The organism is Actinoplanes auranticolor, assembly GCF_018332655.1.
Lineage (GTDB): Bacteria > Actinomycetota > Actinomycetes > Mycobacteriales > Micromonosporaceae > Actinoplanes > Actinoplanes auranticolor.
The window spans coordinates 22,145-36,129 of sequence record NZ_BOQL01000024.1; the positions used below are offsets into that span (position 1 = coordinate 22,145).

Sequence of the window (13,985 nt, forward strand, 5' to 3'; positions counted from 1 at the left end):
GTGGTCCGGGCGATGAGTGACGACGCGCGTGAGCCGCATTTCGTGCAGTCCCTGGAACGCGGGCTCGCCGTCATCCGGGCGTTCGACGCCCACCACCGGGAGCTCACCCTCAGTGAGGTGGCCCGGATCTGCGACCTCACCCGGGCCGCCGCCCGGCGCTTCCTGCTCACCCTCACCGACCTGGGCTACGTGCGCACCGACGGGCGGCTGTTCTCGCTGACCCCGCGGGTGCTGGAGCTGGGCTACGCGTTTCTGTCCAGCCTGTCGCTGCCCGAGGTGGCCGAGCCGCACCTGGAACAGCTCTCCGCCGAGGTGCACGAGTCGTCGTCGGTGTCGGTGCTCGACGGCGACGACGTGGTGTACGTGGCGCGGGTGCCGACCCGGCGCATCATGACCGTGGCGATCAACGTGGGGACCCGGTTCCCGGCCTACGCCACCTCGATGGGCCGGGTGCTGGTCGCCCACCTGAGCGAGGAGCGGGTGGAGGCCTACCTGGCCCGCGTACGGCTGACGCGGCTCACCGGACGCACGGTCGGCTCGGTCGCGGAGCTGCGGGCCGAGCTGGGGCGGGTCCGCAAGCAGGGTTACGCCATCGTGGACCAGGAGCTGGAGGAGGGGCTGAGGTCGATGGCCGCCCCGGTGTTCGACCGGTCCGGTGCGGTGACCGCCGCCGTCAACGTCTCGGTGCACGCGAGCCGGACGTCCGTGGCCGCGATGCGGGCCGAGCTGCTGCCGCCGCTGCTGGCCACCGCCGAGCGGATCACGGCCGATCTGCGGGTCACGAGACCGGCGCGTTAGCCCGCCGCTTCTCCCGGTACATCTCCGCGTCCGCGGTCGCCACCAGCCGGGAGAAGTCCTCACCGGCCCGGCCGATCGCGTACCCGACGCTGGCGCCGATGCGGTACACGCCGGTGCGCCCGCAGATCGGTTCCCGGATCGCCTCGCGCAGCCGCTGGGCGGCCTCCGGCAGGGCCCGCGACAGGTCCTCGCCGGTCAGCACCGCGACGAACTCGTCGCCGCCGGTGCGGGCCAGCACATCGGCGGGGCGCAGGTGGTGCTGCAGGCGCTGGGCGACGATCCGCAGCACCTCGTCGCCGGCCTCGTGCCCGGCGGCGTCGTTGACCTTCTTGAAGCCGTCCAGGTCCACCACCAGCACCCCGACGTGCGGGGCGCCCCGCCCGGGCAGGGCTTCGATGCTGGTCTTGAGCAGGGACCGGTTGGCCAGGCCGGTGAGGCTGTCGTGGGTGGCCGCGTACTCCGCGGCGGCCTGGCTGCGCTCGAGCTGCGAGTGCAGCCGGGCGTGCTGGATGGCGATCGCGGCGTGCTCGGCGAAGAAGGCCAGGATCTCCTGCTGCTGGGCGTCCGGGCGGCGCCCGTCGTGCGGCAGGTCGACGCTGAGCACGCCGACCCATTCCCCGGACGGCGCCATCAGCGGCGCGAACAGGCAGTCCAGCGGGTGCCACAGCTCCGGGTCGTCGGTCGGCTCGATGTCGGGGACCCAGACGTAGAGCGATTCCGGTACGCCGTTGCGGTGGTCGACGAAGTAGAGCGAGCCCCAGCGTTCGGCCCGGCGGAACAGCTCCCGCCAGTTCTCCGCCGAGCCGCGCATGCCGAGCAGCTCCCGGCGCAGGTCGTCGCTGCCGGCCACGGCCACGGTGGTGTAGTCGCCGTTCTCCTCGGCCAGGTTGACGGCGGCCAGGCCGAAGCCGGAGGCCTCCACGACCCCGCTCGCGACGGCGTCCAGGGTCTGGGTGAGGTCGAGGCTCGCGTGCACGCGCTTGGTCACCGCGTGCAGGGCACGCAGGGCCTGCAGCTGCGGATCGGAGGCCGTCACCCGCGCTCCTTTCGCCACCGTGATCAACCGACCGTAGTGCATCCGCCTACGCCTCGTGGACTCCGCTCATCGGCACCCGGCCGGGCGAGCTGAGCTCTTCGGCCTCCCGCACCGTGGCGGCCAGCGTGTCATGCACCCGCAGGCCGGGGCGGGCCAGGGCGAGCTGCACCTCGACGTCGAGCCGGCGCGGATATCCCGGGTCGGCCCCGACCGCCAGCGGGACCCCGCGGGTGACGTGCACGCCCAGCTCGTACAAGGTGATGGGCTGGACGCTGCCGCCCGGGGCGAACCAGAACAGCACCACGTCGGCGCGGTGCAGGTGGGCGTGCTCCCAGGTGATCTGCTCGGTGGCCGCGTCCGGGTCGGCCAGGTCGAAGGTGGCGCGGCGGGGATCGACGACGGTCAGGCCGGGCGTGTCGCGCAACAGGGCCACGGCCTGGGACTGCCAGTCGGGGCAGTCCGTGATGCCGCCGGCGAGGAAGAGCACCGGGCCGGGCCCGTCGTACCGTTGCGGCGCCTGCACGTATCGCACGGTTGCCACCGTAGCCGTCACACAACCGTCATGCGGCCGCGGGCGGACCGCCATGTGCGTACCTGATCATGGGCCCGGATGACGCGGTCGCGTGGCCGCGCCGCTCGTGTGCCCCCGCGAGCGGCGGCGCCCGCGGCCGCGGCATCCCCTACCGGCGGTCAGCCGGGATATTCGGCGCCCAGCCACTCCAGCGCGGCCGCGCAGTCGTCGAAGATCGGGAAGAGCCCGTCGACGTGCATGGTGTGGCGTCCGTCCCGGCCCGTCCGTGCACGACCACGGCGTCCAGCCGCACGTCCAGCTCCACCTCGGACGCGGTCATCGGGCCTCCTCGACCTCGAGCACGTGGTCCACGCGGGCCGGCCCCGGCATCCGGCGGACCTGGGCCACCGGGGCGCGCAGCGTCAGCCGGGCATCGGCGCGGATCAGCTCCCGGTGCAGCTGCAGCAGCAGCACGATGGCAGCCGCGTCCATCCGCGGGCTGTGCCGCAGGTCGACGATCAGCCGGGCCGGGCGTCCGGCGGCTGCGTCCCGCAGGCGCGACTGCCACCTCTCGACCGTCGCACCGGCCAGCGCCTCGGTGACGACCACGGTCGTCTCCTGCCTCGCGTGCTCACCGCTCACCCCGCAAGGTTCGTCCTGGTGTGTGGCGGGTGCTCCGCAGCCGTATGACGGTTGCGTGACAGTCCGGTCCCGGCCGCGCCCGCCTTCGGCGGCACGCGGGCGTGCGGGGATGATGCAGAGCATGTCAGCGGAGGACGAGGGGTACGAGCTACCGCGATGAGACGCGCCGGGCTGCGGGTACGGGTGGTCGGCGGTCTCGCCGACACGGTGTCCTTCGTGGCCGACGGCGCGCTGGCCGACAACCCGCTGACCGTCGCCGACCACAGCAGTCTGCTCGGCTGAAGGCGGGGGCGATGGCGTACGAAATCGAGGTCGAGCGGGTCTTCCGGGCCCGGCAGGGCCTGCCGTCACCGGTCCGGCAGCGCCGCGGGCTGGCTCCGCTCGGTCCGGGCGCCGACGTCGAGGTGGTGCTGCGGGCGGCCGTCGCCTTCGACGACGCCCAGCTCACCGCGCGTGGCTGGTTCTTCGACACCGACGAGCTGGCGGAACGGCTCGACGGCTGGGCGCAGGTGCTCGGCGCCGACGTCTGGACGGCGCGTTTCGCCTTCCGGCCGACCTTCGAGCTGGTCGCCCGGTACGTGTTCGGTGAGCTGTCCCCGGTGGTCCCGCAGCTGGCCTGGGTCGAGCTCGAGGACCGGACCTTCGGCAGCCGGACCCGTTACCGGGCGCGCTGAGCGCCCAGGGTGCGGCCCATCCGGCGGGCGGCCTCCAGCAGCCGGTCCGGGGGCAGTGCGGCGTAGCCGAGCACCAGGCCCGGCGGCCCGTCGAGCTGCCGGTGCCAGGACAGTGGATGGACGCGGACGCCGTCCTGCTCCAGCCGGCGGGCCAGCTCGGTGTCGTCGGCCGGCCCGGGCAGGGTGATGAGCAGGTGCAGGCCCGCGGCGACGCCCTCCACCCGCGCCTGGGGCACGTGCTCGCGCAGCCCGTGCAGCAGGGCGTCGCGGCGGCGAACCTGACGGCGGCGAACCGTGCGCAGGTGGCGTTCGTAGTCGCCGCCGGCCAGCAGGTGGGCGAAGATCAGCTGGGGCAGCGCCGGATTGCCCAGATCGCTGGCGTGCTTGGCGGTCACCAGGTCGGCGTGCCGCGCCCGCGGGGCGATCAGCCAGCCCAGCCGCATGCCCGGGGCCAGCGACTTGGAGACGCTGCCGGTGTAGGCGACCCGGTCGGGCGCCGAGGCCTGCAGCGCGGCGACCGGGGCCCGGTCGTAGCGGTGCTCGGCGTCGTAGTCGTCCTCGATGATCAGGCCGGGCCAGGCGAGCAGCGCGCGCCGCCGGGCCGGGCTCAGCACCACGCCGGTCGGGAACTGGTGGGCCGGGGTGAGCAGCACGCTGTCCAGCCCGGTGGCGGCCAGCCGGTCGACGCGCAGTCCCTCGCCGTCGACCGGGACGGGCACCGGCTGCAGCCCCCAGTGGGCCAGCTCGTCGCGGGTCCCGCGCGACCCCGGGTCCTCCACCGCCACCTCGGTGACGCCCTGCGACCGTGCGGTCTGGGCGAGCAGGGCGAGCGCCTGGGCGACGCCGTTGACGACTATCAGGTCGTCCGCGCCGGTCTGCACGCCGCGGGTCCGGGCCAGCCAGCCGGCCAGCTCGGTCCGCAACCGCGGATTGCCGCGCGGGTCGCCGTAGCCCAGGTCGGCGTTGGTCGCGGTCGCGAGCACCGCCCGCTCGGCGCGCAGCCAGGCCGCCCGGGGAAAGGCCGACAGATCCGGTACGCCGGGAGAGAGGTCCAGGTCGACGCCGGCCGAGGGTGGCAGGGGCAGCCGCATCGCGGACGCCTCCCGGGGCCGGCTGGGCTCCCGGGGCTGCGCCGCGAGCCCGGTCACCACGGTGCCGGCCCCGGTCCGCCCGCTGAGCAGCCCCTCGTCGGTCAGCCGCTGGTACGCCTCCACGACCACACCCCGGGACAGCCCGAGATCAGCGGCGAGCGCCCGGGTCGCCGGCAGCCGGGCCCCCGCGGCCAGCCGGCCGTCCGCGATCGCGGCGCGCAGCGCGTCGACCAGCCAGGCGGTGACGCCCTTGGCCGGTGCCGCGCCGGGATGCAGCTCCAGGAAGTCGATTTGGTCCACTCCTCGCACCCGGGATTGGTCCTTCCTGCAGGACCATACCCGCGCCGAGCATGGATCGCGTGTCCCGTTTCCTTCCCCTCGCCGCCGGGTCCGCGGCCATGTCCTGTGTCGGCGGCAGCGTCGCCGTCTCCGCCGAGATCGCCGGCGCCCCGCTGTTCACCATCCAGGCCCTGCGGTACGCGCTGGCCTGCCTGCTGCTGCTCGGCTTCGCCGCGCTGATCCGGTCCCGTCCGGTGCGCCCGCGCGGCACCGAGTGGCTCTGGCTGGCCGGTATCGCCGCCACCGGCCTGGTCATCTTCAACCTCGCCCTGGTGCAGGGCGCGCAGCACGCCGAACCCGCGGTGGTGGGCGTGGCGGTCGCCTGCGTACCGGTGCTGCTCGCCGTGCTGGGCCCGCTGCTGGAGGGCCGCGGCCCGGCGCCGGCGGTCCTGGCCGGCGCGGTCGTGGTGACCCTCGGGGCCGCTCTGGTGCAGGGCCTGGGCCGCACGGACGGCACCGGGCTGCTCTGGGCGGTGGTGGCCTTCGGCTGCGAGGCGGCGTTCACGCTGCTCGCGGTGCCGGTCCTGGGCCGGCACGGTCCGGTCGGGGTGTCCGTGCACGCGACGTGGCTGGCCGCGGTGATGCTGGCGGTGCTGGGCGTGCTGCACGAAGGGCCCGCGGCGACGCTCCGGCTGACCGGTACCGACCTGCTCGCCGGGGCGTATCTGGCGGTCGCGGTGACGGCAGTGGCCTTCGTGCTCTGGTACGCCTGCGTTTCGCGGCTCGGCGCCGGACGGGCCGGGCTGCTCACCGGCATCGCGCCGATCGCCGCCGCCCTGGCCGGGATGGCGCTCGGTGGCCCGGCCCCGCGCCCGCTGGTCTGGGCGGGCATCGCCGTCGTGGCCCTGGGCCTCGCCATCGGGCTGCGCACCACCGCCCCGGCAACGCCGCCCCCGCCTCCCGACCCCGCCGCCGGCCGGGCTCTCGCGGGCGTCGGCGCGGGGCCGGACGTCACCGGGGAGATCGCATGAGGTTCCGGCATCACGACGACATCCGGCGGGACTTCCCGGGCCTCGCCGCCGGCGCCCTGCTCGTCACGGCCCCGCCCGTCCCCGCACACGCCGCCGAGGTGGTCGCGCGGCAGCTCGCCACCGCCCGGGAACGGCTCGCGGCCGGTCCCGAAGGTCAGTTCCCGGAGATCCAGGCGTGGCGGCGCGCCTTCACCGCCATGGGTCTCAGAGCCACCCGGTACCGCTGCGCTTCCGAGTCGCTGCTGCGCCGGCTGCGCCGCGACGGCGAGTTGCCCACCGTGCATCCGCTGGTCGACGTCTGCAACGCGGTCTCGGCGGCCTTCGCGATCCCGGTCGCCGCGCTCGACGTCGCGAGGATCGACGGTGACCTCGAGGTCCGCCGGGCCACCGGGACCGAGAACTACCTGACCTTCGCGGGCGACCGGGAGCATCCGGCGCCCGGCGAGGTGACATTCGCCGACACCGGCGGCAACGCCCACGCCCGGCGGTGGACCAACCGGCAGAGCGGGCTCTCCGCGGTCTCCCCCGGCACCACGACAGCGCTCATCGTCGCCGAGGCGCTGCACGAGGGGGCGGACGCCGACATCACCCGGCTCACGGCCGCGCTGGCCGGCGCCCTGGGGGCCGTACGGGTGTCCGTTCTCACCCGGGAAGCGCCCGGATTCACGATATAGTCACCCAGATCGATGCCCTCTGGTGAAGGCAGGTCCGATGCGTCTGGTCACCGTGATCGCTGTCAGCGCGGCCCTTCTGGCCGTTCCCCAGGCCGCCACGGCCGCGGGTCCCGCCGAGTGTTACGACCGCACCGCCCCGGTCACCTACGAGGAGAGCCGGATCGAGACCCCGGCGCTGCCCGGCGGGACGCGGGTGCCGTACGAGCTGGTCGAGGCGGGTGGCTTCACGCCGTACGCCCGGGCGGTGACCGGGGCGCTGTGCCGGATCCGGTCGGTCGCCGACGCGCAGCGGGTGCTGCGGCGCGAGGGGGACCGGCTGTGGCGCACAGCTGTGCTGCGCGCGCAGGGCAAGGTGCACCTGGGCACGATCGAGCGGTACGACGACCGCCCGCTGTACTGGACCCGGCTGATGGGCACACGTGATCTGCGGCAGTGGCAGCCCGCCTTCCCGCTCACCGAGGCGCAGCGCGGCGAGCTGCTGCGTACGTACGAATACGCGGCCCGCGGCATCTCCTCCACCGACTTCGGGCCCGGGGTGCGGCGGGTGCTGGTCAGCGGGTTCGACCCGTACCAGTTGAACGGGGAGATCCGCCGGTCCAACCCGTCCGGGGCGTCGGCGCTGCAGCTCGACGGCCTGCGGTTCACCGTCGCCGGGAGCCGGGTGCAGGTGCAGGCGGTGGCGCTGCCGGTGACGTGGAGCGGCTTCGACGCCGGCATCGTCGAGGACGCCTTCGGGCCGCACCTGACCGCCCGGTCCCGCCAGCGTGCCGACCTGATCATGACGATCAGCCAGGGCAACCGCGGCGTGATGAACATCGAGCAGTGGGCCGGCGCCTGGCGCGGCGGCTCCCCGGACAACAACGACGAGGGTGAGCCGGAGCCGGTGCCGCCGGCGCCCCGCTGGCCCCAGCCCGAGCCGCAGCCCGAGTTCATCGAGACGACCCTGCCGTGGGCGGCGATGGTCGCGGCGGGCACGGGCCCGTGGCCCACGGCGCTGAATCCCCGGCTCTGCGAGTGGCCGGCGGGCACCCGCCCGGACCCGGCCGCCGTCCGGTGCCACAACGACGGGTCGACGCCGGGGTCGCAGGCGCAGTCCGGCGGCGGCGGCAGTTACCTGTCCAACGAAAGCATGTACAGGTCCAACCGGCTGCGGCTGGCGCTGGGAGCGACCGACCTCCCGGGCGGGCACCTGCACATCTCGGCGCTGGTCTACCCGGCCGACCCGCTGGTGATCATCGATGAGGCGTTCTCCGCCGACCGGCGCGCGACCGTCGACCAGACCGTGGAGCTGGTGAAGGCGGCGTCCTCGGCGGCGTGACCCGGGCAGACGAAAAGGGCCGCCCGATGGGCGGCCCTTTCTGTGCGCTGCGGTCAGCCGACCAGCGTCGGGATCTTCTCGAACAGCTGCGTCGTGAAGGTGACCATCTCGTGCAGCATCCAGTTCCCCGAGAACAGGATCGCGGCGCCGACGCCGACCGCCTTGGGGACGAACGACAGCGTCGCCTCCTGGATCTGGGTCACCGACTGGAACAACGAGATCGCAAAACCGATCAGCAGCGCCGTCAACAGCACCGGCGCGCACATCTTCGCGGCGATGGTCATGGCCTGCAGCCCCAGCTCAACGATCTGCGTGTCCGTCATGCCATCCCCTTCGGGCTTCCGCAGAAGCCGGGGAGCGCAGAACGGGCGCACCACGGTTGCCGTTCGGTTCAGGGGGTCGGAAACCTCAAGTCGGTGAAAGCGGCCGTCGCGGACTGCCTGGCGACCAGCAGTAGCTGCTCGTCGATGAGGCCCGTGGCGTAGCGGGCCAGGCCGTGCTCCTGGGACAGGGTGGACGTCACTGACGCGCGGGTTGTCGGTGTTGAGCGTGACTGCCACTACCGCCGCCAGCAGGGTGTGGATCCGGTGGTCACGGTAGCCGGGCGCGGCTCCGGTCTGGGTGTTGCTGGTCAGGGCCACCTCCAGCGTCACGCCCGCGCGGGCCAGGCCGTCGTCGAAGGCGTCTTCGACGGCCTCCCGCCCGGCCCGCCGCCAGTCGTCGAGACTGCGGAAGACCCCGATCTGGTCGTCGACCTCGGCCAGGTACGGCAGCAGCCCGCCCAGCGGCCCGCCGGCGACGAGCAGGTCCCGGGGCCGGGGCTGCGCGGCCAGCGGATGGCCGTCGCGGCGGGCCACGTCCAGGAACGTGCACGACCGGATCGAGCCCTCCAGGTGCCGGTGCAGGTCGATCAGTGGGCGCGTCGCCATATCGTTCGGTCCCTCCGGAACTTGGGTGCGAAACGGTGGTTTCCCGCCGTGGCCCCTCTCACGGATGGATCTTGTCAGCCGGTCCGGCGGCAGCGCCGATGGGGCACAGGTGGCCGGGACGCTCCGGCCGTCTTCCTTCCCCGACGACCGGATTTGGATCATGCACTCCATCGCTCTGCTCGGCTGGTTCGGCGCCGCTCTGTCCATCGCTCTCCCCTGGCCCCAGGTCTGGCGGTCCGTCGCCCGCGGCCGCACCAAGGGACTGTCCGCGACCGCCTGCTGGCAGGGCACGGCGATGCCGGTCGGCTGGATCACCTACGGCCTGCTGACCGGGGAAACCGTGCAGGTCGTGACCAACACCGTGACCGGCGTGGCCGGCCTGGCGGTGCTGGTGACGGTGCTGCTGAAGCAGAGCGAGCTGCGTACCGGCCGCAAGCTGCTGGTCAGCGCGGCCGGCGCGGCCGGAGTGCTCACCGCGGCGGCGGGCAGCGCGGCCGCCGGCCGGCTGACCGACATCGGCGTCACCCGCGCCGCGGCGTTCCTGGGCGCGGTGCTGGCGTGCACCGCGATCCTGGGCGCGATCCCCCAGCCGCTGTCCCTGCTGCGCGACCGCAACCAGGACCTGGCCGGGCTGTCCCCGCTGCGCTGGTGGCTCGCGGCGGCCGCGTGCAGCTCATGGTGCACCTACGGCCTGGCGACCGGTCAGCCCGCGGTCTGGCTGTCGGCCCTGGTGGGCCTGGGCAGCGCCCTGATCGTCTGCTGGGTCCTGCTCACCGACCGCCGCACCCGCACCGCCGCCCCCGCCACCGTCGTCCCGGCCACCGCCGTCCCCCTGACGATCGTCCCCGCCGCCCGGACGACTCGCAGTACCACCCGCGTCGTCCGCCCGGCCCGGGCGGCCGTGTCGGCCCTCTGCCCCACCCGGGCCGCCGGGCCGGGTGCCGCGGCTCGCGTCGTCCGTCCGGCCTCCGCCGCGGCCCGCCCGGTCTACGGCGCCGCACGGGTGACGCGGCCCCGGCCGGCACGCGGCGTGGCCTCCGTGCCCTGTTCACCCGAGGCCGCGACCATGGTGATGATCCGGGAGCTCGCCCCGGTCTGAAACCGGACGGGGACCTGACCGGAACGCGGCATGACCGCCGTGATCGTGGCCATGGTTCGCCAATGTGCCCGGCCTGGAACACCAGGGTGAGCCGTCAGCGGGTGGCGCGTCCCCACAGCGCCGGCCAGTCGCCGCCGCCGAGCCAGGAGGACGGCACCAGAGCCCCGTGCCCGGCGATCCGGTCCCAGAAGTCCTCCGGCACCGCACCCAGCCCGACCGCGTCCGGCCACGCCGCCTGCCAGCTCTCGTCCTTCAGCGACGACTGCGGGTAGCCCGGCACCCGGATCCGCCGCCGCCCGGTCACCGCGGTGACCGGACCCGCCGTTCTCAGGCCGCCCCACGAGGTCACCGTCAGCACACCCGCGCGCAGCAGCTGCCGCGGCGGCCGTCCCGCCATGGCCCGGGCCAGCTCGGGCGCGTCCTCGCGCAGCAGCTCACCGATAGCAGCGCGCATCCGGATCGCCACCAGTTCCGCGTTGCGGGCGGGTGCGACCTGCGGCAGCCGGGCCACCCGGCGCAGAGTCCGCGGGATCGGCACATCCGCACCCAGCGGCGCTAGCCGGTCGCGTACCGCCGCGGGCAGGGCCGCCACGGCCTCGGACAGCGGCCGGTGCGCGCTCGCCTCCCAGAGGTCCGCGATCTCCACGCCGGTGAGCAGCCGCCGGCAGCCGCGGATCAGGGTCGCCGGGCTGCTGCGTCGCAGGGCCACCAGCGCCTCCGGCCCGGGCTCGGCGTCGATCAGGGCGGCGAGCAGCGGCGACGGCCGCAGGGCGGCCTCGGCCAGCTCACCCAGGCGCTCCCCCACCTCGGCCATCAGCCGGGCGGCCGGGGCCGGTCGCTGGGCTCGCCGCGGCGGTACGGGCAACAGCGGCTCAGCCCTCGCCGGCGCGAACTCCTCCTCGGGCACCGGTAGCGACGCGATCCACTCCCGGGTCCGCCGTACCAGGTCGTCGTCGGGGTCCTCGTTGAACCGGGCCTTCATCTCGCCGATCCGCCAGCCCTTGCCGGTGAGCCGGACCGCGACGTTGGCGACGATCCGCCCGCCGGGTGCGCACAGGGCCACCAGCACCTGCCGGCCCACCGCGGCACCGTCGGCGTACTCGGGGCCGGCGATGCAGTTGCCCATGTAGCCGGCCCACCGCGCGAGCTGCCGCCCGGTGCGGGCCACTTCGATCCGGAGGTCGGTGCCGGGCAGCAGGGTGCCGTCGGCGGCCTCGGCCGGTTCCGGGACGGCGAACCGGCCCGGCTGGGCCTCCGCGGCGGCGACCCCGGTGAGCAGGCCACCGACGACGTCGGCCCACGTGCGCGGGCGTGGTGGCACTGTCCCGCCGAGCTCGGCGAGCTGGGCGGTGCCGGCCGCGGCCGGGGCGACGGCGTCGAGGCGCGGCGCCAGCGGGTCGTCCGGCGGGTCGGCCTGCGGATCCGCGTACGGGCCGCTCGGGCTGAAAGTGAGCTCGGCGGCCGGGTTGCCGCGCAGCCGGGCCAGGGCGTCGGCGAGTTCGGCGTACCAGAAGAGATGGCCGACCGTCTCCGTGCCCGCCGACAAGCCGCCGTCCGGAGCCTGCTCCCAGCCGGCCAGGCGCGCCGGGGAGAAGTAGCCGACCTGCTCCCGCCACGGGCCCAGCTCACCAGCAGCCCAGGCCCGCCGGGCCGGGTGGGCTCTCTTGTCCTCGTCGTACCGGTCCTGCACGACATAGGTGAGGGCGTTCTCCAGGGCCAGCATGCCGTAGTCGCGGGCCAGGGCGAGCCGGTCGCGGACGTACCGGGTCTGTTTCGGGCTCAGCGGCCCGCCGGCCGGGATGCGCCGCAGGTCGCGCAGGTAACTGACCGGCCGCGACGGGTGCTCCACCAGGCCGGGCACCGGCCGGCCCGCGTCGACGGCCTCCCGCTTGGTGAGGGTCCCGATCGCGGCCACGATCTCGTCGCTGTGCCGGTGCAGCGCTTCCGGGTAGCCCTGGTCGACCGCGGTCGTGGCCAGGCGGGCCAGCACGGTCGCCGCCAGGGCGTCGCTGAGCACGCGGGCCGCGCGGGCCGACCAGACGTCCGGCGGCGGCTCCCAGAGTGCGGCCTGGACCAGGGTCGGCTCGGGCCCGAACCGGCGGCGCAACCGCAGCAGGATCTCGTCCCGCTCGAACTGCTGGGCGCGGGCCCGCAGGTCGTCGTGGCCCGCCGGAGTGCGCTGGCTGTCGCGCAGGCGGTCCCGGCGCAGCCGGTCCAGGCCGGCCGCGCAGACCTGCTCCCACAGGTCGGTCAGCAGCCGCAGCCGTCGCGCCCCGGACAGCGGGCCGAGGACGCGGCCCAGATGCGAGCCGACGACCGAGGGCAGGCCGGACGGGAACGGGTCGACCCCCGGCGGCGCCCGCAGCGCGAGCAGCCGGACGAGCTGCTCGGGCCCCAACAGGTCGGCGGCGGCCACGGCGTACCGCAGCACCGGCCACCGGCCGGCGGTGATCGCCTCGCGGGCGGCCGCACCCAGCGGCCTGGTCGCATCCGGGCCGAAGAGCGCGACCAGCAGCGCGGGCGGTGGGCCCACCCGGCCGGCGATATCCGGTACGGCCAGCGCGGCCAGCACCGCGTCCCGGCGGTCCCCGGCGCCACCGGCGATCCGCGCCGACCGGAAGCCGGCCCCCAGGTCGACGTCCGCGCCGGCGGCGACCACACCGCCCGCCGCGACCAGTTCCCGCAGCCGGGCCAGCACCTCGGTCACATCGGTCGTGGCAGCCGGGCCCACCGCGACCGGCGTGCCGGGCGCCGGCCGGGCAGGCTCGCGGACCGGGCCCGCCGCGACCACGCGGTGCCCCGGTTTCGGCCTGATACCGCCGGACAGGGTGACTCCCACCCGATCATGATGACCCGCGCGTCCAGCGGAATACGCCACCCGGCCCGGCCGACCGCCCCCGCCCGTGCGCGGGCCGTCGATCAGTGTGCCCACGTTGACGAGACAGGAGTTCGACATTGCGCGGTTGGCTGCCGACCGGCGGCGGCTTGCGCGACGGGGACCGGGCTCGTCGCCACCGGCTGCCGACATGCTGCTCACCTCGACCGTGCCCGGCCTGACCGTCTTCGGCACGCTCGTCAGCGACCACACCTACGACCACCAGAGCGCCATGGTGCACCCGTTCCTGTGGGCGCTGCTGCACGGGCTGGCGGTGCTGCTGGCCGCGACGTTCCAGGTCGTCGCGTGAGGGCTGGCCGAGGCCGAGGAGCGGCGCGCCGAGGACAACCTGGCCGAGAGCCGGGCGCAGCTCAGTGTCGCCTTCGACGAGACGCCGGTGCCGATGGCGATGCTCGCGCCGACGGACGGCTGCTGCGGACCAATTCGGCGTACCGGTCCTGGCTGGGCCTGCCGGCGGAGCTGCCGCCGGGCTTCGGGGTGGCCGATCTGCCGATGACGCCGGTGGACCCGGCCGAGGCGGGGATCTTCGAGGCGCTGACCCGGGCCACCGACGCGGTGACGTTCACGAGCGCGTACCGGCGGCACGACGACGGATCCGTCATGCACGTGGAGGTGCACAGCAACGGGTGCGCGACCGCAACGGCAAGCTGCGGCTGATCTTCGTGCACTGCATGGACGTCACCCGGCAGCAGGAGCACGAGGCCGCGCTGCGCCGTCAGGTCCGCCAGGACTCGCTGACCGGGCTGCTGTCCCGCGCCGCCTTCGAGGTCGACCTGCTCGCGCTGCTCACCGCCGACGCCGGCCCCGCCTCGGTGCTCTACCTCGACGTGGACCGCTTCAAGACGATCAACGACGGCTCCGGGCACTCGGCCGGCGACGACGTGCTGTGCGCCCTGGCCGACCGGGTGTCGCGGACCGTGCCGGCCGGGTCCCTGGTGGCCCGGTTGGGCGGTGACGAGTTCGTGGTGGGCACTGCCCGGCCCGGTGGAGACCGGCCTGCGGGTGGG

15 protein-coding genes and 1 pseudogene are annotated in these 13,985 nt (G+C 74.9%); 10 read left to right on the top strand and 6 right to left on the bottom strand.

What is annotated here, in order from left to right:
- Nucleotides 1-12: 12 nt before the first annotated feature.
- On the top strand, nucleotides 13-798 hold the full coding sequence (locus Aau02nite_RS14480) for an IclR family transcriptional regulator domain-containing protein (protein WP_212988934.1): 786 nt from the start codon (nucleotides 13-15) through the stop codon (nucleotides 796-798).
- Here the strand turns inward: Aau02nite_RS14480 and Aau02nite_RS14485 are convergent.
- From Aau02nite_RS14485 to Aau02nite_RS14495, 3 genes are all read right to left on the bottom strand, one after another.
- Complete coding sequence (locus tag Aau02nite_RS14485) at nucleotides 779-1,834, bottom strand: GGDEF domain-containing protein (protein ID WP_212988935.1); 1,056 nt, start codon at nucleotides 1,832-1,834, stop codon at nucleotides 779-781. The two genes, Aau02nite_RS14480 and Aau02nite_RS14485, sit on opposite strands and share 20 nt — an antisense overlap.
- Nucleotides 1,835-1,880: 46 nt before the next feature.
- The gene (locus Aau02nite_RS14490) at nucleotides 1,881-2,366 is read right to left on the bottom strand and encodes a nucleoside 2-deoxyribosyltransferase domain-containing protein (protein ID WP_212988936.1); all 486 of its coding nucleotides are present in this window, start codon (nucleotides 2,364-2,366) and stop codon (nucleotides 1,881-1,883) included.
- A gap of 315 nt (nucleotides 2,367-2,681) precedes the next feature.
- The gene (locus Aau02nite_RS14495) at nucleotides 2,682-2,987 is read right to left on the bottom strand and encodes an STAS domain-containing protein (protein ID WP_212988937.1); all 306 of its coding nucleotides are present in this window, start codon (nucleotides 2,985-2,987) and stop codon (nucleotides 2,682-2,684) included.
- 156 nt (nucleotides 2,988-3,143) lie between these two features.
- Here Aau02nite_RS14495 and Aau02nite_RS47350 point away from each other — a divergent pair, with 156 nt between their 5' ends.
- Both Aau02nite_RS47350 and Aau02nite_RS14500 read left to right on the top strand, forming a co-directional pair.
- Nucleotides 3,144-3,269 carry a hypothetical protein gene (locus Aau02nite_RS47350; protein ID WP_281420986.1) on the top strand — a complete coding sequence of 42 codons (126 nt, stop codon included), beginning with the start codon at nucleotides 3,144-3,146 and terminating at the stop codon, nucleotides 3,267-3,269.
- Between the two features lie 11 nt (nucleotides 3,270-3,280).
- Nucleotides 3,281-3,661: a hypothetical protein gene (locus Aau02nite_RS14500; RefSeq protein WP_212988938.1), complete on the top strand. Its 381-nt coding sequence runs from the start codon at nucleotides 3,281-3,283 to the stop codon at nucleotides 3,659-3,661.
- Here Aau02nite_RS14500 and pdxR read toward each other — a convergent pair.
- Nucleotides 3,646-5,052, bottom strand: coding sequence for a MocR-like pyridoxine biosynthesis transcription factor PdxR (gene pdxR / locus Aau02nite_RS14505; RefSeq protein ID WP_246595143.1), 1,407 nt, complete (start codon nucleotides 5,050-5,052; stop codon nucleotides 3,646-3,648). The two genes, Aau02nite_RS14500 and pdxR, sit on opposite strands and share 16 nt — an antisense overlap.
- A 59-nt stretch (nucleotides 5,053-5,111) precedes the next feature.
- On the opposite strand from pdxR, the gene Aau02nite_RS14510 reads away from it, so the two are divergent.
- The 3 genes from Aau02nite_RS14510 to Aau02nite_RS14520 are packed head-to-tail and all read left to right on the top strand — an operon-like array spanning nucleotide 5,112 to nucleotide 8,054.
- On the top strand, nucleotides 5,112-6,062 hold the full coding sequence (locus Aau02nite_RS14510; RefSeq protein ID WP_438841132.1) for a DMT family transporter: 951 nt from the start codon (nucleotides 5,112-5,114) through the stop codon (nucleotides 6,060-6,062).
- A complete protein-coding gene (locus Aau02nite_RS14515) occupies nucleotides 6,059-6,736 on the top strand; it encodes a B3/B4 domain-containing protein (RefSeq protein WP_212988941.1) in 678 nt (225 codons plus the stop codon). The genes Aau02nite_RS14510 and Aau02nite_RS14515 overlap by 4 nt, the downstream gene beginning before the upstream one ends.
- Before the next feature lie 37 nt (nucleotides 6,737-6,773).
- Nucleotides 6,774-8,054, top strand: coding sequence for a PA0049 family protein (locus Aau02nite_RS14520; RefSeq protein WP_212988942.1), 1,281 nt, complete (start codon nucleotides 6,774-6,776; stop codon nucleotides 8,052-8,054).
- A gap of 53 nt (nucleotides 8,055-8,107) precedes the next feature.
- On the opposite strand, the gene Aau02nite_RS14525 is transcribed toward Aau02nite_RS14520, so the two are convergent.
- Nucleotides 8,108-9,145: a flagellar biosynthetic protein FliQ gene (locus Aau02nite_RS14525; protein WP_212988943.1), complete on the bottom strand. Its 1,038-nt coding sequence runs from the start codon at nucleotides 9,143-9,145 to the stop codon at nucleotides 8,108-8,110.
- On the opposite strand from Aau02nite_RS14525, the gene Aau02nite_RS14530 reads away from it, so the two are divergent.
- On the top strand, nucleotides 9,144-10,082 hold the full coding sequence (locus Aau02nite_RS14530; protein WP_212988944.1) for a SemiSWEET transporter: 939 nt from the start codon (nucleotides 9,144-9,146) through the stop codon (nucleotides 10,080-10,082). The genes Aau02nite_RS14525 and Aau02nite_RS14530 overlap by 2 nt on opposite strands.
- Before the next feature lie 94 nt (nucleotides 10,083-10,176).
- On the opposite strand, the gene Aau02nite_RS14535 is transcribed toward Aau02nite_RS14530, so the two are convergent.
- Entirely contained in the window at nucleotides 10,177-12,921 is a 2,745-nt protein-coding gene (locus Aau02nite_RS14535; protein ID WP_212988945.1) for a hypothetical protein, read from the bottom strand.
- A gap of 187 nt (nucleotides 12,922-13,108) precedes the next feature.
- Between Aau02nite_RS14535 and Aau02nite_RS46425 the strand changes: the two genes are divergently transcribed.
- From Aau02nite_RS46425 to Aau02nite_RS47355, 3 genes and pseudogenes are all read left to right on the top strand, one after another.
- Nucleotides 13,109-13,267, top strand: a complete 159-nt coding sequence (locus tag Aau02nite_RS46425; RefSeq protein ID WP_246595144.1) for a hypothetical protein — start codon at nucleotides 13,109-13,111, stop codon at nucleotides 13,265-13,267.
- Nucleotides 13,268-13,470: 203 nt separating this feature from the next.
- On the top strand, nucleotides 13,471-13,635 hold the full coding sequence (locus Aau02nite_RS46430; RefSeq protein ID WP_246595145.1) for a hypothetical protein: 165 nt from the start codon (nucleotides 13,471-13,473) through the stop codon (nucleotides 13,633-13,635).
- A 14-nt stretch (nucleotides 13,636-13,649) separates the two neighbouring features.
- Nucleotides 13,650-13,886, top strand: a pseudogene (locus Aau02nite_RS47355) (GGDEF domain-containing protein); the annotation flags it as partial.
- Nucleotides 13,887-13,985 lie beyond the last annotated feature (99 nt).

Excerpts from the sequence above, each read along its gene's own strand:
- Aau02nite_RS46425 (WP_246595144.1), top strand. The coding sequence starts at position 13,109 with ATGCTGCTCACCTCGACCGTGCCCGGCCTGACCGTCTTCGGCACGCTC.
- Aau02nite_RS46430 (WP_246595145.1), top strand. The coding sequence starts at position 13,471 with ATGACGCCGGTGGACCCGGCCGAGGCGGGGATCTTCGAGGCGCTGACC.
- Aau02nite_RS14520 (WP_212988942.1), top strand. The coding sequence starts at position 6,774 with ATGCGTCTGGTCACCGTGATCGCTGTCAGCGCGGCCCTTCTGGCCGTT.
- Aau02nite_RS47350 (WP_281420986.1), top strand. The coding sequence starts at position 3,144 with ATGAGACGCGCCGGGCTGCGGGTACGGGTGGTCGGCGGTCTCGCCGAC.
- Aau02nite_RS14530 (WP_212988944.1), top strand. The coding sequence starts at position 9,144 with ATGCACTCCATCGCTCTGCTCGGCTGGTTCGGCGCCGCTCTGTCCATC.
- Aau02nite_RS14525 (WP_212988943.1), bottom strand. The coding sequence starts at position 9,145 with ATGATCCAAATCCGGTCGTCGGGGAAGGAAGACGGCCGGAGCGTCCCG.
- Aau02nite_RS14500 (WP_212988938.1), top strand. The coding sequence starts at position 3,281 with ATGGCGTACGAAATCGAGGTCGAGCGGGTCTTCCGGGCCCGGCAGGGC.
- Aau02nite_RS14480 (WP_212988934.1), top strand. The coding sequence starts at position 13 with ATGAGTGACGACGCGCGTGAGCCGCATTTCGTGCAGTCCCTGGAACGC.
- Aau02nite_RS14515 (WP_212988941.1), top strand. The coding sequence starts at position 6,059 with ATGAGGTTCCGGCATCACGACGACATCCGGCGGGACTTCCCGGGCCTC.